We start from the raw sequence: 20,357 nt of genomic DNA, 5'->3' as shown, positions 1-20,357 counted from the left end.
AGGCTGTCGGGAAGATATCGCAGTGCCACAAGCGATACTGACGTCACGGCAGCACTTCCGAAACAGGCCCAGGAGCTACAGGCATGAGCACTTCAGCCCAGATCGGCGTCACGGGACTTGCGGTCATGGGCCGCAATCTCGCCCGCAATTTCGCGCGCAACGGTTACTCGGTCGCCGTGCACAACCGCACCGCCGCGAAGACCCGCGCGCTCGTGGAGGAGTTCGGGGGCGAGGGGACCTTTGTGGCCGCCGAGAGCGCCGAGGAGTTCGTCGCCGCCCTGGAGCGTCCGCGCCGCCTGGTCATCATGGTCAAGGCGGGTGAGCCGACGGACGCGGTGATCCGTGAGTTCGCGCCGCTCCTGGAGCCCGGCGACATGATCATCGACGGGGGCAACGCACACTTCGCGGACACCCGCCGCCGCGAGAAGGAGCTGCGCGAGCAGGGCATCCACTTCGTCGGCACCGGCGTCTCGGGCGGCGAGGAGGGCGCGCTGCTCGGCCCGAGCATCATGCCCGGCGGCTCCGTCGAGTCGTACGCCACGCTCGGACCGATGCTGGAGAAGATCTCCGCGAAGGCCGCCGACGGCACCCCGTGCGTCACGCACTGCGGCCCTGACGGCGCCGGTCACTTCGTGAAGATGGTGCACAACGGCATCGAGTACGCCGACATGCAGCTGATCGCCGAGGCGTACCACCTGCTTCGCGAGGTCGCGGGCTACTCCCCCGCCGAGATCGCCGATATCTTCCGCACCTGGAACCAGGGCCGCCTGGACTCGTACCTCATCGAGATCACCGCCGAGGTGCTCTCGCATGTGGACGCGGCCACCGGCAAGCCCTTCGTGGACGTCGTGCAGGACCGGGCCGAGCAGAAGGGCACGGGCCGCTGGACCGTGCAGATCGCGCTTGACCTGGGCGTACCGGTCTCCGGCATCGCCGAGGCGGTCTTCGCGCGTTCGCTGTCGGGCCACACCGAGCTGCGGGAGGCCTCGCGCGGTCTGGCCGGGCCGTCGGTCAAGCCGCTCGGCGACGCCGAGAAGGCGGCCTTCGCGGACAAGGTGGAGCAGGCGCTGTACGCGTCCAAGATCGTCTCGTACACGCAGGGCTTCCACGAGATCCAGGCGGGCTCCGAGGAGTACGACTGGAACATCGACCTGGGCGCGGTGGCGGCGATCTGGCGCGGTGGCTGCATCATCCGGGCCGCGTTCCTGGACCGTATCCGCGCGGCCTACGACGCCCGCGCGGATCTGCCGTCGCTCCTTGCCGACAAGAGCTTCGCGGAGGAGATCGCGGCGGCGCAGGACGACTGGCGCGCGGTGCTGGTCGCGGCCACCCAGCAGGGTGTGCCGACGCCGGGCTTCTCGGCGGCGCTCGCGTACTACGACGCGCTGCGCGCCGAGCGGCTGCCGGCGGCCCTGACGCAGGGGCAGCGGGACTTCTTCGGGGCGCACACCTACCGGCGCACGGACCGCGAGGGCTCGTTCCACACGCTGTGGGGCGGGGACCGGTCGGAGGTCTCGGCCTGAACCGGGGTTTCCCGCACATGAGTTGAGGGGCGGCAGCCGTGACGGCTGCCGCCCCTCGGCGCACCGGCGGTGCTTACTTCGCGCGATGCGGCCGTGCTCAGGACGCGGGTCCCGGCTGGGGCTCCGGCTCCGGTACGGGGTCGGGGCCCGGCGGCTGCGGAACGGGCGACGGAGCCGGCTCCGGATCGGGCGACGGGTGCGGGAACGGGTCGGGCAAGGGGCCCGGGTCCGGGGGCGGCCCGGGGTGCCCGGGATCCGGTGGCCCCGGCTTCGGGGGCTGTCCGGGATGGCCGGGATCCGGCGGGTACGGGCCGGGAGTGGGCCCCGGCCCGACGGGGTCGGGGTACGGCTGGGTCATGGTGATCCTCCTAGGGGAACGGAGGGCCTTTCCTGTCCACTGTCTCCCGGGGCGCGTGCCCGCGCCTGACGAAGCTACTCATGACCGGGGGGCGGGCCTGTGCGAGCGGCCGCTTGGTTCCGGGCCGGCTCAGGTCTGCCCTGCGCGCTCAGCCCGCTCAGTCCGCCGTTTCCGCCCAGGCCGCCTTCCCGCCCTGTCCGCTCAGTCCGTCTTGCGGGTCAGCCGTACGACGGGAATGTCACGCTCCGTCTTCTTCCGGTAGTCGGCGTACTGCGGGAACAGCTCCACCAGGCCGGGCCAGACCCGCTCCTTCTCGTCCGCGTCGAGCGTCTCGGCCGTCGCGTCGAACCGTTCGGTCTCCACGCGCAGCCGGACGTCGGGGTTCTCCCGCAGGTTCAGGTACCAGGCGGGGTGGTGGTCGGCGCCGCCGTTCGACGCCACGAGCAGGTAGTCGTCCCCGTCGCGTCCGTAGATCAGGACGGTCCGGCGCCACAGCCCGCTCTTGCGCCCCTGGTAGTCGAGGAGCAGACAGGGCACACCCATCACCGTCGTGCCCTTGGTGCCGCCCGACTCCTCGTAGGTCCGGGCCTGCTTGGCCACCCAGTCGGTCGGGGTGATCAGCACATCGTCCTGGTCCGCCATGTCCTGCTCCTCGTCTTCGGTCGTCTGCGGGTCAACGGGCCGTACGGGCAGGGATGTTCCCCGTCACCACTTCTCGGGGTCGGCCTCCACCGCCGCCCTCGCCGCGTCCAGGAGTTCCTGCGACGCGGCGGGCGCCTCGTCGGGGTGCTTGGCCGCCCAGCGCACCACGTACGGGCACAGCGGCGCCACGGCGAAGCCTTCGCGCGCGGCGATCGCGTACAGCTCGCGCACCAGCGAGCCCGCGATGCCCTTGCCCTCGTGGGCGGGCTCCACGACGGTGTGCACCGGCACGAGGGCGGGCGCGGGGTCGTCGAGCACGAAGTACTGGATGTGGCCGAGGAGTTCACCTTCGGCGCGGGCCTCGAGCCGGCCCTTGGGCCGGTCGTCGAAGATCACGGTGTCTGCCATGCGGCCCAGTCTGCCAACCTGGCCGCGGGCTGTCTTCCCCGGGTCGGGCGGACCGTTGCCCCGAGGGACGGGCGGGCGGTCTCCCCGCGGGACGGGCGGGCCGCTGCCCCTCGGGACGAGTGGGCGGCCTCCCCGCGGCATGGGCGGACCGTTGCCCCGAGGGACGGGCGGGCGGTCTCCCCGCGGCATGGGCAGGCCGCTGCCCCAGGGGACGAGCGGGCGGCCTCCCCGCGGCATGGGCGGACACCGGATCGGGCGGACCATATCTCGGACCGGTCTTGGATGCTTCAACGGTCCCAGCGCGCGTCCGCCTCGGCCAGCACCGCCCGCAGGGCGCGCGCTGCGGGACGGCTCAGCGCCCGCTCCACGCCGTCGAGCAGCTCACGCTCGTACAAAGGATCCCCGCAGCAGTCCCCGTGGAGGTCCGCATCGCTGTCGTAGGCCCACCGTCTGCGGGCAGGCGCGCGGGAGTACTCCTGCCAGCGCAGAACGGCTCGGACGACGTCGCCGGGGAACAGGTAGTTGCGGGTGCGCTCCAGCCGCTGGATCTCGGCCATCACCTGTCGGGGCAGGCCGTCGATCTCCCGCTCCGTGGCTCCGTGCGAGGAAGCCGCCGGGACGCCACGCGGCCGGCTACGCGCCATGGCCCTTTCACTGCTTGATCATGCGCGCCATCGTGGCACGGCCGCGCCCCCGGCGCACCGGCGTTTCCCGGGGCGTACGGCCACCGCACGCCCCACCGCCGGCCCACGCCGGGCCCGGGCCCGGGCCACCAGCACCAGCACCAGCACCGGCACCGGCACCGGCCCACGGACACCCGAACGTCAACCCCGCGCCACCGGCACCCGCGCCTGCGGGCTGCGCAGCTGGTCCGAGCCCGGCACCGGGGCCGAGGCGTCCTCGCCGAGCTGGACGATGCGGTTGTCGGCGTCCACATGGACGACCGACGGGCGCAGGGTGCGGGCCTCCGCATCGTCGACCTGGGCGTAGCTGATCAGGATGACCAGGTCGCCGGGGTGGACGAGGTGCGCCGCGGCGCCGTTGATGCCGATGACGCCCGAGCCCGGTTCACCCTCGATCACATACGTCTCGAGGCGCGCGCCGTTGGTGATGTCGACGATGTGCACGAGCTCACCGGGCAGCAGATCGGCCGCCGCCATCAACTCGGCGTCGACGGTCACGGATCCCACGTAGTGCAGGTCCGCCTGGGTCACCGTGGCGCGATGGATCTTGGACTTGAACATGGTGCGCAGCATGGAGCTACTCCCTGAGGTCGGCTACCTGCCTGCGTTGGTGCAGGTCAAGTGCTCGCCGACCAGGATACAACCCGGCCGTTCGTCCGGTCCCTGCTCCCGGCGGATGTGGGCGGTACCTCACTTCGGCCGCAACCCTCGGGCCACGTGGGCGAGCACATCGCCGAGTGCGCGGGCTGCCCGGCAGCGGCCCGCCTCAGGCCCGGGCCCGCCGCCTCAGCCGCCCCGCCACCCCCGTAAGCCCACCCGGCAGGAAGTACACCACCGCGATGAACAGCGCCCCGAGCACGAACAACGGCTCGGACAGCGGTCCCCGCAGCCACCCCGGCAGGCCCGAGACCGCCTCCGACGTACCGAGCGCGCCCAGACGGTGGTCGAGGTAGGCGTACAGGACGCCGCCGACGATGGCGCCCCAGCGGGTGCCCGCGCCGCCGAGCACCACCATGAGCAGGAAGCCGAGGGTGAAGCTGGAGGTGGTGATCCCCGGGCTGGAGCCGCCCATGAGGAAGAGGTGGACCATGCCGCCGAGCGCCGCCAGGAAGGACGCGAGGACGAAGGCGAGGAGCTGGAAGCGGTACGGGTGGAGGCCCAGGACCGCCACGCGCTGCTCGTTCTCTCGGATCGCCGCCCAGACCCGGCCGGGTTCGGAGTCGACCAGCCAGGCGATCGCGGCGGCCACGAGCACCAGGTAGGCGAGCGCGAGCCAGTAGAGGTTGGCGGTGTTGTCGATACCGGCGAGGAAAGCCGGCACGGCCGAGGGCAGCAGGGACAGGCCCTCCTCTCCCCCGGTGAGCCGCCCCGGGTCGCTCGCGACCGCGATGGCCGCGACCTGCGCCATCGCCAGCGTGACCATGGCGAAGGCGATCCCTCGGACGCGCAGGGCCAGTGCGCCCAGGAGCGCCGGGACGACCAGCCCCACGAGAACCGTAAGGGCGAGCGCAGCGGGCAGTGTGAACTCCCCTTTCGTGACCGCGATGTTGACGGTGTAGCTGCCGAGCACGACGTACAGCGCATGGCCGAAGGAGAGCAGTCCGGTGTGTCCGAAGAGCAGGTCGTACGTGGCGGCCAGACCGGCGAACACCAGGCATACGCCCAGCAGTTGGAGCGAGCCCGGGCTGTTGACCGGGCCCGGCAGGAGCGCCGGAAGGTCCAGGGTGGAGTACGGCAGGATCGCGAGGACGATCAGCGCGGCCAAGGGCGGCCCCGCGCGGCGCAGCAGCCGACGCCGAGGTGCGGCGGATGCGGTGGGTGTGCCGGTCTGCGCGGGTGGGGTGCGTACGGCTGTCCTGGTCATGCGGTCCTCCCCGTGAGGCCGCCGGGCCGGGTGAGCAGGACGACGGCGAGGACGAGCACGACCGAGGCCTCGCCCACGCCGGCGGCGGCGTAGTAGCTGGTGAACTGCTGGACGAGGCCGACCACGACGGCGGCGAGGGCCGAGCCGGCGACCGAGCCCATGCCGCCGATGACGACGACGATGAAGGCGAAGATGAGCAGCGAGGTGCCCTGGCCGGGCGAGACGTCGCCGTAATAGACGCCGGCCAGGACCCCGCCGAGCGCCGCCGCCGCACCGCCGATGGCGAAGACGACGGTGAAGGCGATCCGTACGTTGATGCCGAGGGCCGTGACCATCGCCCGGTCCTCCACTCCGGCGCGCACGATGAGCCCGAACCGGGTGCGGTGCAGGAAGAGTTGCAGGAGGCCGAGGACCGCGAGCGCGACGCCGATGAGCAGGAACCGGTCGTTGGGCACGGTGGCGCCGAGGACCGTGCTGGTCTCCTCGGTCCAGGCCGGCTTGGGGAACGTCACGGGGTCGGCGCCGAATCCGGCCTGGAGCAGCGCGACGCCCGCGAGGCTCAGGCCGACGGTGACGAGGACCTGGTCGATGGGGCGCGCGTACAGCGGGCGGATGAGGAGCAGTTCGACGAGGACGGCTGCCACGGTGCCGAGGCTGACGCCGACGGCCGCGGCGGGCAGGAAGCCGAGGTCGAGACGGTCCGCCGCCCACCAGGTGCCGTACGCGCCGACGGAGAGGAACAGGCCGTGCGCGAAGTTGAGGACATCGGCGAGGCCGAAGATCAGTGAGAGGCCGGAGGCGACGAGGAAGTACAGCGCTCCCAGGCCGAGGCCGGTGAGGGAGAGCAGGACGAGGGTGCTCATGCCACTCCCAGGAGTTCACGGGTCAGGTCGGCGTCGGTGAGCAGGTCCGCGGCGGGCGAGGTGTGCACGACGCCGCCCTGTTCGAGGACGACGGCGTGGTCGGCGATCCGGCGGACCAGGGCGAGGTTCTGTTCGACGAGGAGGATCGGCACCTTCTGCGCGGCGCGCGCCAGGACGTCGGCGACCTCGGTGACGATCTTCGGGGCGAGGCCCTTGGTGGGTTCGTCGACGAGCAGCAGCCGGTTGTCGTTGAGCAGCGTCCGCCCGATGGCGACCATTTGCTGCTGCCCGCCGGACAGGCTGCCGGCCCGTTGCCTGCCGCGCGTCTCGAGCTCGGGGAACATGTCGTAGACCAGGTCGTAGTGGTGGGGGCCGCTGCCGCGTGCGGCGAGCTGGAGGTTCTCGGTGACCGTCAGGGCGGCGAAGACGTTGCGGTCCTCGGGCGCGTAGCCGAGGCCGCGTCGGACGATGGCGTGGGTGGGCAGACCGGAGAGTTCCTCATCTCCCAGGCGCACCCGGCCCGTTCGGGGCACGAGGCCGAGCACGGCCTTGAGTGTGGTGGTCTTGCCGGCTCCGTTGCGGCCGAGGAGCGCGGTGACTCCCTGGTGGGCGACGGTGAGGCCGACTCCGTGCAGGATCTGCGAGGAGCCGATCCGTACCTTCAGATCGCTGACCTCCAGGAGCGGCGTCACAGCGCCTCCCCGAGGTAGGCGTCCTGGACGAGCGGGTCGGCCATGACCTTCGCCGGTGTGTCCAGGGCGAGCAGCTGTCCGTGGTGCATGACGGCGACCCGGTCGGCGAGCCCGAGCAGGACGTCCATATGGTGTTCCACCATCAAAACGGTGCGGCCTTCTTCGCGGTGCACGGCCCGTATCACCTCGGTCAGGGCGGGCACGTCGGCCGTGCCGACGCCCGCCATGGGCTCGTCGAGGAGGATCAAGCGCGGCTCGGTGACCAGGAGGATGGCGATCTCCAACTTGCGCTTGTCGCCGTGGGACAGCGATCCGGCGAGGTCCCCGGCCCGCGCGGACAGGCCGACGCGGGCGAGCGCGTCCACGGCCGCGTCCCGGGCCGCGAAGTCGGACGAGGCGCGCCGCCACAGCCGCAGACAGGAGCCCCGGTGGGCGGCCGCGGCGAGCCGGACGTTCTCGAGGACGCTCAGTCCCGCGAAGACGCTCGAGGACTGGAAGGTCCGGCCGAGTCCGCGGCGTGCTCGCCGGTGCGGCGGGTCGGCCGTGATGTCGGCGCGGTCCAGTTCGATGCTGCCCTCGGTCGGGCGTACGAGGCCGGAGATCAGGTTGAACAGGGAGGTCTTGCCGGCGCCGTTCGGTCCGATGACGGCCACGAACTCGCCCTCGGCGACGTCGAATTCGACCCCGGTGACGATCTGGGCGCCGCCGACCGCCCAGCCGAGCCCGCGGATGCGCAGGACCGGCCGGGCGGCGGCGGGGGCAGTGGCGGTCACTTCTCGACCACGCCGGGGGCGACGGCGTCGGCGTCGAGCTTCTTGACCAGTTCGGCGGTGGGCGGGGTGCCGTTCTTGAGCCGCGCCTGGAACATGGGCTGGAGCAGCGCGTGGTCCTCGGGCCGGATGGTCAGCCTGCCCTTGACGCCCTCGAAGCTCCATCCTTCGAGCGCCTTGGCCATCTCGTCCGTGGAGGCACCCTGTCCGGCCGCGTGGACGATCATCTGGGCGGCGGTGAAACCGTCCACGGTGAACAGCCCGACCTCGCCCCCGGCCTTGGTGACGCGTTCGGTCATGGCCTTCTCGGCCTCGGTGCCCGCGGCGCCGGCGAAGTAGTGGGCGAGGAAGTCGACTTCCTGGGCCACCTTTCCGTACGACGGCCAGGTCGCCGCGATGTCCAGGCCGGTGACGACCTTCGTGGAGTCGAACACGCCCTGCTGGCCGAGCGCCGTCCACATCGCCTTGGCGGAGGTGCCGGCCCAGGCGACGAACATCATGTCCGCGCCGGCCTTCTTCGCCTGGGTGGCGAACGGCGTGAAGTCGTTCGCGGCGGCCGGCACGAGCAGCGGCGCGACCTTCGCCCCCTGCGGTTCGAGCACCGCCTTCACGCCGGCGACATTGGCCTGCCCGAAGGCGTTGTCCTGGGCGAAGACGGTGACCTTCCTGCCCTTCATATCGCCGACGAAGGCCGCCGCCGTGTTGATGTCCTGGGTGGTCTGCCGTCCTGAGCGGAAGGTGTACGGGCCCGCGCCGGTGACCGCGTCGGTGGCCGCGGGACCGGACAGGAACAGGACCTTGTTCTGTTCGGTCAGCGGGCTGACCTGGGTGGCGACACCGGAGGAGGTCGCGCCGGCGATGACGTCGTAGCCCTGGCCGATGAGGTCCTTGGTGGCGGCGACCGCCTTCGCGGGGTCCCCCGCGTCATCGGCCTGGTGGACCTCGATCGTGCGGCCGCCGGCCTTGCCGGTGCCCTTCGTCGCGTAGTCGAGTCCGGCCTGGAAGCCTTCCAGGTACTGCTTGCCGTACGTGGCGAGCGGCCCGGACTTGGAGTACACGAGGCCGACCTTGACGGGGTCCGAGGCCTTGTTCCCCGTCGAACCGCTGCTGCCGGGGCTGCCGCAGGAGGTGGTGAGGATCAGGGCCGCCGCTGCCGCGGCCAGGGCGGCGGGCCACCGGCCCGCGGGGCGCTTTCGGTGCATGGTCGGCTCTCTTCTGCTGCTGGTGAGGGTGGCGGAGGGCACGGCTCAACTGCCGCTCCGGACAAGGGGGTTGCCGGGCGAAGGCCTGGCGGTTGGTGCTCGCCGGAAGGCTAGGAGCGGATGGCGCCGGGAGCGATGTGGGCCGGGACCACAACCGGAGGCGGATCGGTGGCGGTGGCAGCCACAGACCGCGGAGGGTGGCGGCCACAGACCGCAGGCGACGGCAGCCACAGACCACCGGCGGCACCGGCCCACACCCGCTCAGCAGGACCCGGTCGCGACCACTTCGTAGTGGTCGTCGCCGGTCTTCTTCAATGTGGCCTGGACGGCGGTGTTCCACAGGCCCATCGGCTGGTTGGAGCCGTCGGCGTACGTGTAGCCGCCCGACTGGTGCGCGCGACTGAGCTGTACGTGAGTGTAGTTGCTCGAGGTGAAGCACTCGGCGGGCGCCGGTGTGCTCGGGTCGGGCGACGGGGTCGTCGGGTCCGGGGACGGGGTGGATCCGCCGCCGTCCAGGCCCCAGAACCCGGCCATGTGGTGGGCGGAGCAGATGTTCGCGTCCGGGATGTAGGTGTCCCCGGTCTGCCCGCACTGGCCGACACCGGTTCCGGGGTCGATGGGCTGACCGTGGCCCATCCCGCTGATCGTGAAGCTCTCGACCACGGGCCGGCCCGATGGATTCTTGAACACCTTGTGCGCGGCGCCGGACACCGTGTCGGACACGTCGGCCGTCTGGTCGGCGCCGTGGACGTTCGTCCACTGGTCGACGAGTTCCTGCGTGTTCGCGGGCACCACCGTGGTGTCACCGGTGCCGTGCCATACGGAGAGCGTCGGCCAGGCGGTACGCGAGGCACCGCCCGGCGATGCAGCCCGCACCTTGTCACCCCACTGGGCAGGGGACTTGGCGACTCCGGGACTCATACAGGTCCACTCGTTGGTCTCCGGAGCACAGCCGAACGGCAGTCCGGCCGCGATGCCGCCGCCCGCGAACACCTCGGGATAGGCGGCCATCATCACCGACGTCATACCGCCACCGGCGGAGAGCCCGGTGACGTACACCCGCGACGGGTCCGCGGACTGGTCGGCCTTCGCCTTGTCCACCATCTGCTTGATGGACAGCGCCTCGCCCTGGTCGCGGGTGATGTCCGCGGTCTTGAACCAGTTGAAGCAGTTCATGGCGTTGTTGGCGGTGCCGGTCTCCGGCAGTACGAGCGTGAACTTGTGGCGGTCGGCCAGCTCCTTCCAGCCGGTACGGGTACCGAAGTTGGCGGCGAGGCCGGTGCCGCTCAGCGAGCAGCCGTGCATCGCCACCACGAGCGGCCGGCCCGCGGGCAGTCCGTCGGGCACGTAGCGGTACATCTTGAGCGCGCCGGGGTTGGAGCCGAAGCCGGTCACCTGCTCGATGGACGCGGCGCGTGCGGGCGGCGCCGCCTTCAGCATGGTCGCCGCGAGCAGGAACGACAGGGCGGCCGCGGCGAGCGCGGACAGCAGGAATCCGGATCGTCGCCGGCGAGGTGCCGGACGGTGGTGGGGCAGCGTCACAGGGAACTCCTCGTTCACGGGGCCGAAATGTTTCCGTGAACGTAGGGGCCGGCCTCGGCGCCGAGGAATGTGTCAACTCACCACTTCGGCAGGTGCAGTTGTGTGGTTATGGGTCACGCCACGCCCGCCGTGATCAGGTCCTGCGCCACCGCGACCTCGGTGCCCGTCGCGGCACGTACCTCGTCGAGCCGTACGCCCGGGGCGAGTTCACGCAGCAGCAGCCCGCCCGCGGTGATGTCGAGCACCGCGAGATCGGTGATCACCCGGTGCACCACACCCCAGCCGGTCAGCGGCAGGGTGCACTCGTCCACGAGCTTGGGCGAGCCGTCGCGGGCCGTGTGCTCCATCAGCACGATCACCCGGCGCGCTCCGTGCACCAGATCCATCGCCCCGCCCATGCCCTTGATCATCTTTCCGGGGATCACCCAGTTCGCCAGATCACCGAAGGCGGACACCTGCATGGCGCCCAGGACGGCCACGTCGATATGGCCGCCGCGGATCATCCCGAACGACAGCGCGGAGTCGAAGTACGAGCCGCCCGGCACGATCGTCACGGTCTCCTTGCCGGCGTTGATCAGGTCCGGATGCAGCTCGTCCTCGGCCGGATACGGGCCCACGCCGAGGATCCCGTTCTCGGACTGGAGCACCACCTCGACGCCCGGGGGCAGGTGGCCGGGGATCAGCGTGGGCAGTCCGATGCCGAGGTTCACATAGGCGCCGTCGGGCAGTTCACGCGCGGCGCGGGCCGCCATCTGCTCCCGGGTGAGTGCCATCTCAGCGACCGCCTTCCCCTACGGGGCGCAGGGTGCGCCGTTCGGTTTCCGTGCCGGGGTGCGCCATGGCCCGTCCGGTCTCCGCCACAGGGCGCACCGTGCGCCGCTCGATCCGCTTCTCGGCCGCGGGGTCGTCGGCCGCCACCGGCACCACCCGCTGCACGAACACACCGGGCAGCTGCACCTCTCCGGGCGGTATCGCACCCGGTTCCACCAGCTCCTCCACCTCGGCGACGGTGATCCGACCGGCCATCGCGGCCAGAGGGTTGAAGTTCCGGGCGGACGCGTGGAACACGAGGTTGCCGTGCCGGTCGCCGACCGCGGCCCGCACGAGGGCGAAGTCCGTGGTGATGCCCTCCTCGAGGAGGTATTCGCGTTCGTGGAAGATCCGGGTCTCCTTGGGCGGTGCGGCCGCCGCCACCGAGCCGTCCGGGTGATGGCGCCAGGCGATCCCGCCCTCGGCGATCTGCGTGCCGACCCCGGCGGGGGTGTAGAAGGCAGGGATGCCGGCGCCACCCGCGCGCAGCCGTTCGGCCAGCGTGCCCTGCGGGACCAGCTCCAACTCCAGTTCCCCGCCGAGGTATTGACGTGCGAACTCCTTGTTCTCGCCCACGTACGAACTGGTCATCCTGGCGATCAGCCCTTCGCGAAGGAGCAGTCCGAGCCCCCAGTCGTCCACGCCGCAGTTGTTCGACACCACCCGCAGCCCGCCGGTGCGCCGCTCGAGCAGCGCGTGAATGAGGGCACTCGGTATCCCGCAGAGCCCGAATCCACCGACGGCCAGCGACGCGCCGTGCGCAACGTCGGCGACCGCCTCCACGGCGTCGTCGATCACTTTGTCCAGTCCCATCAGCGGTACGCCCCTTGGTGTGTGGAAGCAGTCGTCCGAGCGAGGGCTGAACACGGACAGCCGTCGCGACGCCACCGAGGCTAGGAAGCCGCACCGCCCCGCTGCCATGGCGCACCGGCCCATACATTGCGGGCCCGCCATGGCGCCCTGCCCCATACCCCCCACTTCCGCCCACCTCCGTTTCAACAGCAAATCCCCGCACGCCTCTTGAGGCGTTCATGGCGGGACACCTAGGATCGAAGGCACCCGATTGAAACGTTTCAAGCATCGAAACCCGCGAGAATCCGAGGGGCACGCGATGAGCGACGCACGCGAGACAGGACGGGGTGAGCCCTGGAACCGCAGGGCCTTCCTCGTGACATCCGCCGCAGGAGCGGCCACGGGCATGGCCGGCCTCGGACAGGGATCGGCCCTGGCCGCCACCGGCACACCGGCCGGGAGCGGAGGCGCCCTGCGCATCGAACGCACCACGGTCGAGTACGCACCGACGCTGCTCGGCACGGACACCGAAAGGCCCCGGCTCGCCTGGGAGTCGAGCGCACCAGGCAAGGGCGCGGAACAGAGCGCGTACCAGATCAAGGTCACCACCGGATCGCGCACCGTCTGGGACTCCGGCAAGGTCGCCTCCGCGCGCACGGTCGGCGTGCCCTATGACGGCCCCGCGCTCGCTCCCCGTACGAGATACGCCTGGAAGGTACGGGTGTGGGACCGCGACGGAGCGGCCTCGCAGTGGAGCGCCGAGCGGTGGTGGGAGACCGCGCTCGGCGAGGAGGACTGGCAGGGGCACTGGATCGGGGCCGGGGCCGCACCGCAGGCACCGTCCTTCGAGGGAGCCTCGTGGATCTGGGCGCCCGGGGCCACCGAACAGGGCGCACCGCCCGGCACCGTGTGGTTCCGCGGTGTGCTCCAACTCCCCGGCGGCGCCCAGGTGTCGAAGGCCACGGTGATCGCCACGGCGGATGACGACTACACGCTGTACGTCCAGGGCGAGCAGGTGCTGCACGCGCCCGAGCAGACGGACAGCTGGCGCACCGGGGACCTCGCGGAGCTGACCGGCGCGCTCGCGTCGGGCGGCCGGGTGGTGGTCGCCGTGCGGGCCACCAACCGTGGGGGCGCGTCCGTGAATCCGGGCGGTCTGCTCGTCCGTCTCCTCGTGGAGCACGGCGGCACCACCACCGAGCTGGTGACCGGTCCCGGTTGGTGCTGCACGGAGAGTGAGCAAGCCGGCTGGCAGCAGCCGGACTTCGACGACACCGCGTGGACCGAGGCGGTGGTGGTCGCCCCATACGGGCAAGGGGCCTGGGACAACGATGTCACGGTGGCCGCGCCCGAGCTGCCGGCTCCGCTGCTGCGCCGCGCGTTCACGGTGTCCAAGCCGGTGCGCCGCGCCCGCCTGTACATCAGCGGACTCGCGTACTACGAGGCCGAGATCAACGGCCGGCGCGTGGGACGGCAGGTGCTCGACCCCGGCTTCACCGACTACGACGAGACCGTCCTGTACGCCACGCACGACGTCACCGGACTGCTGCGGCGCGGCGCCAACGCCATCGGAGTCACGCTCGGCCGCGGCTTCTACGGCATGACCACCCCCAACGTGTGGAACTGGCACAAGCCCCCGTGGCACGGAGAGCCGCGGCTGCTCGGCCAGTTGGAGATCGAGTACGAGGACGGCTCGCGCAGCACCCTCGCCACCGACGGCGCATGGCGGATGACGGAGGGCCCGACCCGCACCAACTCCCTGTACGCGGGCGAGACATATGACGCCCGGGAGCATCCGGCCGGCTGGACCGAGGCCGGCTTCGACGACAAGGGCTGGCGGGCGCCCGTACGGATGGAGGCGCCGAAGGGCGCGCTTCGGGCGCAGGGGCTCGAGCCGGTCGAGGTCGTCGAGACCGTGCGGCCTGTGAAGATCACGGCGTACGGGGACGACTGGCTCGTGGACATGGGCCGGACCATGGCGGGCTGGACGCGGCTGACCGTAGAAGCCGCGGCGGGGACGACCGTCCGGCTCAAGCACGGCGAGAAGCTCAAGGCCGACGGGAGCGTGCACGCCGAGACGGGCCATGTGCCCGGGCGCTTCCAGACCGACGAATACGTGTGCGCGGGTGGCGAGGAGGTGTGGGAGCCCAAGTTCTCGTACAAGGGCTTCCGTTACGTGCAGATCAGCGGGCTGCCGCGCAAGCCCGAGCCGGACGAGGTGCTCGGGCGCGTGGTGCGTTCGGCGGTCGAGGACACCGGGACCTTCCGCTGCTCGGAGCCGTTCTACGAGCAGTTGGAGCGTGCCATGCGGCGCACCGTCCTGAACAATCTGCACAGCATCCCGACCGATACGCCGATGTTCGAGAAGAACGGCTGGACCGGGGACGCCCAGGTCGGCACGCCGATCATGATGTACGCCCTGGGCATGCAGCGCTTCTTCACCAAGTGGCTGGGCGATCTGGCGGACAGCCAGAACGCGGCCGGCCAGATCCCGGTGATCGTGCCGAGCGGCGGCTGGGGCTATCAGGAGCTGGCGCCCGCGCCGGAGTGGACCACGGTCTATCCGTTCCTGGTGCGTGAGATGTACCGGGTCTACGGGGACGACCGCATCGCCCGCGACCATCTCCCCTCCCTGACCCGCTATCTGGACTGGGAGCTCGGCCGCCTCAAGGACGGCCTCGCGGTCACCGCGCTCGGCGACTGGGTGTCGCCCGGGTACGAGATCCCGCCGGAGGACACCCGCCTCACGGCGACCGCGTATCTGTACCGGGCCCTGAGCGACACCGCGGAGATGGCGGAGCTGGTCGGCGAGGACGCGCTGCGCGGGCGCTACGTGAAGGCCGCCGAGGATCTGAAGAGCGCCTTCAACTCCGCGTTCCTGGGCCCCGAGGGGCACTACCGCACGGCCAAGGATCCGCACTACCGGCAGTCGAGCAACTGCATCCCGCTCGCCTTCGGTCTGGTGCCCGCGGGCGCCCGTGCGAGCGTCACGGACTCACTGCTCGCCGATATCGCCAAGCGCGGCAACCACCTCAACACCGGCTGCCTCGGCACCAGCGTGCTCCTTCGCGCGCTGAGCGCCGCCGGGCACTCCGATGTGGCACGAGCGGTGGCCCTGCAGAAGACATATCCGGGCTGGGGCCACTGGTTCGAGAACGGCGCGGACACCATGTGGGAGTACTGGCAGGCGGACTCCCGCTCCCGCGACCACTACTTCCTCGGCACCATCGTGCAGTGGCTGTACGAGAACGTGGCGGGCCTGCGCCCCGGTGACGCCGGCTACCGGACGTTCACGGTACGGCCGGACGCCCGCGACGGCGTCGACTGGGCGCGCACCGAGCTGGACACGGTGCGTGGGCGGGCGGCCGTGGCGTGGTCGCGTATCGACAAGGAGATACGGCTGACGGTACGGGTCCCGGTGGGCGCGACCGCCGAGGTGCACGTACCGGCGGCCGCGCGGGACAAGGCCGAGGCGCCGAAGGGCGCAGCCTATGTGCGCACCGAGCCGGGGTACGTGGTGTTCCGGGCTCCGCACGGGGAGTGGGGGTTCCGCGGGCGGCCGTGATCGACTGAAGAGGCTCACAGCCGTCAACGCGCGAAGGGGCCGGCGGTCCCGAACACGCGGGAGGGGCCGGCGGCACCAGCCACCGGCCCCTCCCTCAGTGCTCACCACCAGGCTTTCAGCTGCTCGCGCAGGCCTCGTGCCCCCAGCCGCCCGAGGCCAGCTTGGTGATCTTCTCGCCCGCGGCGTACGGCTGTCCGCACGAGCAGCGACCCGCGAACTTGGCCTTGATCACGGGGGCCTTGCCGGACGAGCCGGACCCGCTCTTGCGTGCGGGCGCCGTCTTACGGGCGGCCGCCGGTGTGGCCGTGAACCGGTCGGCGCGCGGCTGAGGAATCTCCGTGCTGCCGTGCGCCGTCCCGGCGGGCTCCTGCGACTCCGCCGCGTCGCTGGCCGCGATATCGGCGATCGCGTTGAGCAGGTCGCCGTCCGCGCGGTGGGCGGCGACATGGCGGAAGGTGACCTCGCGTCCGGTGAGCAGCTCGTCGATACGGATCACGAGTTCGCGGTTGGCGACCGGTTTCTTCGAAGCGGTGAGCCAGCCGTTGCGCTTCCAGTTCTTGATCCAGGTGGTGACGGCCTGCATCGCGTACGTGCTGTCCATCCGGACCTCGAGCGGAACGGAGGCGTCGGTGGCCTCCAACAGCTCGGCGAGCGCGGTCAGTTCGGCCACATTGTTGGTGGCGACGCCGAGCGGTCCCGCCTCCCAGCGCTGCGGGGTGCCGTCGGCATCCGCGACGACCCAGCCCCAGGCCGCGGGGCCCGGGTTCTTCTTGGCGGCACCGTCACAGGCGGCAATGATCAAGTCGGACATGCCCTCGATGATGCCAGCTCCACGCCCGGGCGCCGTACACGCGGCGTCGGCTGCCGGATGTGTGCACCCCGCATCCGACGGTCGGATGTGTGCGCTCCACCTCACATGTGCGACCGAAACCGGGTTCGGTCGTTGACTCCGGTATGACCGTGCAGAAACCACGCCGCCGTCGGCCCCTGGGCTGGGGCGCACCGCACCTCCAGGGCGCCAAGGCTGCCCAACCCTCGGCGGACGACGTGCAGTTGACGCTCAAGGCGCGGGCCGCACGGCTCGCGGCGGCGATGCGCTGAAGCCTCGGCGGCGCGGGTCACGGTCCCTGGTCGGGGGATGCGGTTCCGAGCGCGTAACGCTCCGTGTCCCGCCAGGCCGTGCCGTCCCAGGTGACCAGGGTCACGTGGCGGACGGTCACGGTCAGCGGAAGCAGCGGCGTCAGTGCGGCTTCGAGAGCGTCGTACACGGCGGGTGCCGCCTCGGGGCCCAGGCTGTTGGCGAGGGTCAGATGCGGCTGCAGTCCGTCCTCGCCGAAGATGCCGCGGTACGGGGCGCACTCGGGCCATGCGTCGACGACGCTCTTGGTCAGCGCCCGCACCGGGTCGGCCGGCCAGGGGTCCAGGTAGAGCACGCCCGGGTAGCGCCCGAATTCCGCGAACGTGAGGCCGAAGGGCTCATGCGTGCGCAACAGCTCCCCGAGCCTGCGGCGGACCGAGGAGTCGATGCGGTCCTGGTGCAGAAACGGGAAGAGCACCGAGACATGGGCCGGAAAGTCCTCCCGTATCAAAGGATCGGCCTCCGGCAGCAGGATCGTCAGCGCCGTCTCCCCCAGGGCATGCGCCCACCCCGAACTCACCCTGTGTGCTCCTCAGCGCCCCGGCAGACTGGAGCCGCGCACGACGAGTTCCGGCTGGAGCACCACGCGCCGGTGCTCGTGCTCGTCCGACTCGGTCTCCTCCAGGAGCAGTTCGGCCGCCATCGCACCCATGGTCACGGCCGGCTGGCGTACCGAGGTGAGCGGGACGACCGCGGCCGCCGCGAACTCGATGTCGTCGTAGCCGACGATCGCCATCTCCTCGGGGACCCGGACGCCCGCCGCGTACATCGTCTGCAGGACGCCGAGCGCCAGGAGGTCATTGGCGCAGAACACGGCCGTGGGGCGTTCGGACAGGCCGAGGATCCGCGAGGCCGCGTCGCGGCCCGCGGCGACGTCGAGGTGTTCGGTGGGCAGTTCGCGCAGCGCCTCGGCCGGCAGGCCCGCCTCGGCGAGTGCGTCCAGGGCTCCCTGGCGGCGGTCGCGTACCTGGTTGAGGTCGGCGGGTCCGCTGACGTAGGCGATGCTGCGGTGCCCGGCGTCCACGAGATGGCGTACGGCGAGGGCGCCGCCCTGGATGTCGTCGACGGAGACGGAGCATTCGGTGACGCCCTCGGCGACGCGGTCCACGAGCACGAAGGGGATGTTGTGCCGGCGGAAGGCCTCGATATTGCGGCCGGTGGCGTCCGCCGGGGTCAGCAGCACACCGCGTACCCGCTGCTCGGCGAAGAGCCCGAGATAGTCGGCCTCCTCCTGCGGGCTCTGCGCACTGTTGCAGACCATCACACCGAGTCCGGCCTTGCGCGCCGCGCGTTCGGCGCCGCGCGCGACGTCCACGAAGAACGGGTTGCCCATGTCCAGGACGAGCAGCGCCATGATCCGGCTGCGGCCGGCGCGCAGCTGGCGCGCCGACTCGCTGCGGACATAGCCGAGGCGCTCGATGGCGTCGCGCACCCGCTTACGGGTCTCCTCAGCGACCATGTCCGGGTGATTGATCACGTTGGACACGGTGCCCACGGACACCCCTGCGTGCTTCGCCACGTCTTTGATGCCGGCCATGTGCGGTGCGTACTCCGTCCTGCAGCGGCGGTCCGGTCCTGCCGGCAGTCACTCTGTTCTGCCGGGCCCGGTTCTGCCAGCAGTAACTCAGAATTTGTACTGGCCGGTGCGCTCCTTGTCGAATACAGCGGCTGCTCATCCGCACCGGTACACCGGCTGCTCATCCACACCGGCTACCGGTACATCGCCTTGCGGAGCACCACCTCCACCGGGCCGCGCCACCCGCGCCGCTCGAAGGCGTACGCACCCGCCACCGTCACCAGCCACACCCCGGTCGCGAACAGCACCATGGTCCAGCTGGTCAGACGGGCGCCAAGGCCCAGGCCCCAGGCCGCGAGCAGCGGGGCGAAGAGGACGGAGTGGGCGAGGTAGCAGGACAGGGAGCGCTTGCCGACGGCGGCCACGGCCGTCACCGCACGGTTCGGTCGCGCCGCGCGGTTCCGTCCCGCCGCACGCCGGTTCCACCAGGCCACGAACAGGGCGATCGCGGCGACATAGCCGAGCCCGGCCGCCATCCCGGTCAGCTCGCGCACGATCATCAGCACACCGGATTCGCTCTGCACGTGAGCGGGCACGTCCAGAGCCCCGACGTGGGCGAGGGCGGAGGGCAGCGCGCCCAGCCAGCCGATCGTGATGCCGAGCACGGCCGTACGGCGCAGCAGCGGCAGATGGCGGGACGGCTCCTCCAGGATGCGGCGGCGTGCGGCCCAGAAGCCGAGCAGGAAGATCAGGTACGCGCCGCCGACCAGGGACAGGGGGGCGGCGGCGAACGTGACGAACAGACCGGTGGACAGCCGGGTCCCGGCCGCCGTGAGCCAGTCGCTCTCCTCGCTCGCGTACGCCTCGTAGCCCGGCGTCCCGGTGACCTCGCCGAGCGACCCCAAGTCGCCCTGGAGCAGCGCCGATACGACGGGTTCGGCGGAGATCACGAGCAGCTGGACCGCCGCGATCACGATCCACCGGTTCAGGGCACGGTCGCTGCGGCGCAGGAAGAACCAGCCGAGGGCGAAACTCAGAACCCCGTAGTAGCCGACGATGTCCCCCGCCATGAAGAGGGTGGCGTGGGCGAGACCGATGAGGACGAGCAGCAGACTGCGCCGGCGCAGGATCCGGACCGCGGCCCGCTCGCTGGTGCCGGCGGCCCGCTGGCGCTGGTAGAGCTGCACCATCCCGTAGCCGAAGAGGAACGCGAAGAGCGGATAGACCCGCAGATCGAGCACCGTGATCATCCCGAACTGCACGGCGTGGTCCAGCCACCCGCCCGTGACCGGCTGCCATCCGGAGGGCCCGTACTCGGAGCGCCACAGGTGGTAGGCCGTGTTGGAGAGCACGATGAGCAGCAGCATCAGTCCGCGGGCGAGGTCGGGGGCGAGGGCCCGTTCCGCGGACCGCATACCGGCCGGGCGCGCGGTCGCCGCCCTGGCCGCTGTGGCGTCAAGAGTCATGGTGCGACGCTATGGACGCAGGTCACAGGCCCGCTTCCGACTTTGGGCGAGAGAAGGTGGCCATGGGTCTACGCGTGCCGGTCCCTGTCGGTCCATAGGAGACCGGCCCTGTGCGACAGCACTGCCGAGGAGCCGCATCAACCGATCGGTGGATCTGGCCGTAGCCCGTCCGTACCCCCGGAAGGGAACCTTCCGTATCGCGCCGGGGCAACCGGTGGAGCGATGTGCCGAGGCCGGTGGGCGGGCGAGGATCGGCAGACGAAGCACCGACTGTGAGGAGACCACCGTGGAGCCGACCCGACGGACCCGTCGCCGTACTCTCGTCCCGGCCGCGCTGCTGCTCTCCGCGGTGACGCTGCTGGCCGCATGCGGCTCCTCCGAGGAGGGCGCGGCCGCCGACCGCCCGTCGCCCTCGCCCTCGGCCTCCGCGTCCGCGTCCGCGTCGAAGGCGACGGCGACGGCCACGGCGACGGCGACGGCAGGCACGAACGCCGAGGCGTCGGACCGGCTGCTCGCCGCGGCC

General features: G+C 71.4%; 19 protein-coding genes and 1 pseudogene. 4 read left to right on the top strand and 16 right to left on the bottom strand.

What is annotated here, in order from left to right; genetic code table 11:
- The first annotated feature begins 83 nt into the window (after positions 1-83).
- Positions 84-1,523, top strand: coding sequence for an NADP-dependent phosphogluconate dehydrogenase (gene gndA / locus ABT367_RS17505; protein WP_352253974.1), 1,440 nt, complete (start codon positions 84-86; stop codon positions 1,521-1,523).
- Between the two features lie 559 nt (positions 1,524-2,082).
- Here gndA and ABT367_RS17500 read toward each other — a convergent pair.
- From ABT367_RS17500 to ABT367_RS17445, 12 genes are all read right to left on the bottom strand, one after another.
- Positions 2,083-2,523 (bottom strand): nitroreductase family deazaflavin-dependent oxidoreductase, encoded by a 441-nt coding sequence (locus ABT367_RS17500; RefSeq protein WP_352253973.1) that lies wholly within the window; start codon positions 2,521-2,523, stop codon positions 2,083-2,085.
- 63 nt (positions 2,524-2,586) lie between these two features.
- Complete coding sequence (locus ABT367_RS17495; RefSeq protein WP_352253972.1) at positions 2,587-2,931, bottom strand: GNAT family N-acetyltransferase; 345 nt, start codon at positions 2,929-2,931, stop codon at positions 2,587-2,589.
- Between the two features lie 287 nt (positions 2,932-3,218).
- On the bottom strand, positions 3,219-3,575 hold the full coding sequence (locus ABT367_RS17490; RefSeq protein WP_352253971.1) for a hypothetical protein: 357 nt from the start codon (positions 3,573-3,575) through the stop codon (positions 3,219-3,221).
- A 180-nt stretch (positions 3,576-3,755) separates the two neighbouring features.
- A complete protein-coding gene (gene panD, locus ABT367_RS17485) occupies positions 3,756-4,187 on the bottom strand; it encodes an aspartate 1-decarboxylase (RefSeq protein ID WP_352253970.1) in 432 nt (143 codons plus the stop codon).
- 193 nt (positions 4,188-4,380) lie between these two features.
- Positions 4,381-5,478 carry a branched-chain amino acid ABC transporter permease gene (locus tag ABT367_RS17480; RefSeq protein WP_352253969.1) on the bottom strand — a complete coding sequence of 366 codons (1,098 nt, stop codon included), beginning with the start codon at positions 5,476-5,478 and terminating at the stop codon, positions 4,381-4,383.
- Positions 5,475-6,341 (bottom strand): branched-chain amino acid ABC transporter permease, encoded by an 867-nt coding sequence (locus ABT367_RS17475; RefSeq protein ID WP_352253968.1) that lies wholly within the window; start codon positions 6,339-6,341, stop codon positions 5,475-5,477. The genes ABT367_RS17480 and ABT367_RS17475 overlap by 4 nt, the downstream gene beginning before the upstream one ends.
- Entirely contained in the window at positions 6,338-7,033 is a 696-nt protein-coding gene (locus tag ABT367_RS17470) for an ABC transporter ATP-binding protein (protein ID WP_352253967.1), read from the bottom strand. Before ABT367_RS17470 ends, ABT367_RS17475 begins: the two co-directional genes overlap by 4 nt.
- A complete protein-coding gene (locus ABT367_RS17465; protein WP_352253966.1) occupies positions 7,030-7,806 on the bottom strand; it encodes an ABC transporter ATP-binding protein in 777 nt (258 codons plus the stop codon). The genes ABT367_RS17470 and ABT367_RS17465 overlap by 4 nt, the downstream gene beginning before the upstream one ends.
- Complete coding sequence (locus tag ABT367_RS17460) at positions 7,803-9,005, bottom strand: substrate-binding domain-containing protein (protein WP_352253965.1); 1,203 nt, start codon at positions 9,003-9,005, stop codon at positions 7,803-7,805. Before ABT367_RS17460 ends, ABT367_RS17465 begins: the two co-directional genes overlap by 4 nt.
- 261 nt (positions 9,006-9,266) lie before the next feature.
- Positions 9,267-10,547 (bottom strand): extracellular catalytic domain type 1 short-chain-length polyhydroxyalkanoate depolymerase, encoded by a 1,281-nt coding sequence (locus tag ABT367_RS17455; RefSeq protein ID WP_352253964.1) that lies wholly within the window; start codon positions 10,545-10,547, stop codon positions 9,267-9,269.
- Positions 10,548-10,660: 113 nt separating this feature from the next.
- Positions 10,661-11,320, bottom strand: a complete 660-nt coding sequence (locus tag ABT367_RS17450) for a CoA transferase subunit B (RefSeq protein ID WP_352253963.1) — start codon at positions 11,318-11,320, stop codon at positions 10,661-10,663.
- 1 nt (position 11,321) lies between these two features.
- Positions 11,322-12,170, bottom strand: coding sequence for a CoA transferase subunit A (locus ABT367_RS17445; protein WP_352253962.1), 849 nt, complete (start codon positions 12,168-12,170; stop codon positions 11,322-11,324).
- Between the two features lie 298 nt (positions 12,171-12,468).
- On the opposite strand from ABT367_RS17445, the gene ABT367_RS17440 reads away from it, so the two are divergent.
- Positions 12,469-15,714 carry a family 78 glycoside hydrolase catalytic domain gene (locus ABT367_RS17440; protein ID WP_352253961.1) on the top strand — a complete coding sequence of 1,082 codons (3,246 nt, stop codon included), beginning with the start codon at positions 12,469-12,471 and terminating at the stop codon, positions 15,712-15,714.
- A 115-nt stretch (positions 15,715-15,829) separates the two neighbouring features.
- On the opposite strand, the gene ABT367_RS17435 is transcribed toward ABT367_RS17440, so the two are convergent.
- The gene (locus ABT367_RS17435) at positions 15,830-16,525 is read right to left on the bottom strand and encodes a ribonuclease H family protein (RefSeq protein ID WP_206344140.1); all 696 of its coding nucleotides are present in this window, start codon (positions 16,523-16,525) and stop codon (positions 15,830-15,832) included.
- Positions 16,526-16,674: 149 nt separating this feature from the next.
- On the opposite strand from ABT367_RS17435, the gene ABT367_RS17430 reads away from it, so the two are divergent.
- Entirely contained in the window at positions 16,675-16,815 is a 141-nt protein-coding gene (locus tag ABT367_RS17430) for a hypothetical protein (protein WP_352253960.1), read from the top strand.
- A gap of 17 nt (positions 16,816-16,832) precedes the next feature.
- Here the strand turns inward: ABT367_RS17430 and ABT367_RS17425 are convergent, their stop codons facing one another.
- The 3 genes from ABT367_RS17425 to ABT367_RS17415 all read right to left on the bottom strand — a co-directional run bounded on the left by ABT367_RS17425 (position 16,833) and on the right by ABT367_RS17415 (position 19,834).
- A complete protein-coding gene (locus tag ABT367_RS17425; protein ID WP_352253959.1) occupies positions 16,833-17,372 on the bottom strand; it encodes a 2'-5' RNA ligase family protein in 540 nt (179 codons plus the stop codon).
- Between the two features lie 12 nt (positions 17,373-17,384).
- Entirely contained in the window at positions 17,385-18,389 is a 1,005-nt protein-coding gene (locus ABT367_RS17420) for a LacI family DNA-binding transcriptional regulator (RefSeq protein ID WP_352253958.1), read from the bottom strand.
- Between the two features lie 173 nt (positions 18,390-18,562).
- Positions 18,563-19,834 (bottom strand): DUF418 domain-containing protein, encoded by a 1,272-nt coding sequence (locus ABT367_RS17415; protein WP_352253957.1) that lies wholly within the window; start codon positions 19,832-19,834, stop codon positions 18,563-18,565.
- A gap of 286 nt (positions 19,835-20,120) precedes the next feature.
- On the opposite strand from ABT367_RS17415, the pseudogene ABT367_RS17410 reads away from it, so the two are divergent.
- A pseudogene (locus ABT367_RS17410) lies at positions 20,121-20,357 on the top strand (hypothetical protein); the annotation flags it as partial.

Origin of the sequence: Streptomyces mesophilus, from assembly GCF_040300965.1 — a bacterium.
In the GTDB taxonomy this organism is placed as follows: domain Bacteria; phylum Actinomycetota; class Actinomycetes; order Streptomycetales; family Streptomycetaceae; genus Streptomyces; species Streptomyces mesophilus_A.
Note: the sequence above shows the minus strand (reverse complement) of the source record. Positions and strands in the feature narration are given on the sequence as shown.

Excerpts from the sequence above, each read along its gene's own strand:
- gndA (WP_352253974.1), top strand. The coding sequence starts at position 84 with ATGAGCACTTCAGCCCAGATCGGCGTCACGGGACTTGCGGTCATGGGC.
- ABT367_RS17500 (WP_352253973.1), bottom strand. The coding sequence starts at position 2,523 with ATGGCGGACCAGGACGATGTGCTGATCACCCCGACCGACTGGGTGGCC.
- ABT367_RS17495 (WP_352253972.1), bottom strand. The coding sequence starts at position 2,931 with ATGGCAGACACCGTGATCTTCGACGACCGGCCCAAGGGCCGGCTCGAG.
- ABT367_RS17490 (WP_352253971.1), bottom strand. The coding sequence starts at position 3,575 with ATGGCGCGTAGCCGGCCGCGTGGCGTCCCGGCGGCTTCCTCGCACGGA.
- panD (WP_352253970.1), bottom strand. The coding sequence starts at position 4,187 with ATGCTGCGCACCATGTTCAAGTCCAAGATCCATCGCGCCACGGTGACC.
- ABT367_RS17480 (WP_352253969.1), bottom strand. The coding sequence starts at position 5,478 with ATGACCAGGACAGCCGTACGCACCCCACCCGCGCAGACCGGCACACCC.
- ABT367_RS17475 (WP_352253968.1), bottom strand. The coding sequence starts at position 6,341 with ATGAGCACCCTCGTCCTGCTCTCCCTCACCGGCCTCGGCCTGGGAGCG.
- ABT367_RS17460 (WP_352253965.1), bottom strand. The coding sequence starts at position 9,005 with ATGCACCGAAAGCGCCCCGCGGGCCGGTGGCCCGCCGCCCTGGCCGCG.
- ABT367_RS17450 (WP_352253963.1), bottom strand. The coding sequence starts at position 11,320 with ATGGCACTCACCCGGGAGCAGATGGCGGCCCGCGCCGCGCGTGAACTG.
- ABT367_RS17445 (WP_352253962.1), bottom strand. The coding sequence starts at position 12,170 with ATGGGACTGGACAAAGTGATCGACGACGCCGTGGAGGCGGTCGCCGAC.
- ABT367_RS17440 (WP_352253961.1), top strand. The coding sequence starts at position 12,469 with ATGAGCGACGCACGCGAGACAGGACGGGGTGAGCCCTGGAACCGCAGG.
- ABT367_RS17435 (WP_206344140.1), bottom strand. The coding sequence starts at position 16,525 with ATGTCCGACTTGATCATTGCCGCCTGTGACGGTGCCGCCAAGAAGAAC.
- ABT367_RS17420 (WP_352253958.1), bottom strand. The coding sequence starts at position 18,389 with ATGGCCGGCATCAAAGACGTGGCGAAGCACGCAGGGGTGTCCGTGGGC.
- ABT367_RS17415 (WP_352253957.1), bottom strand. The coding sequence starts at position 19,834 with ATGACTCTTGACGCCACAGCGGCCAGGGCGGCGACCGCGCGCCCGGCC.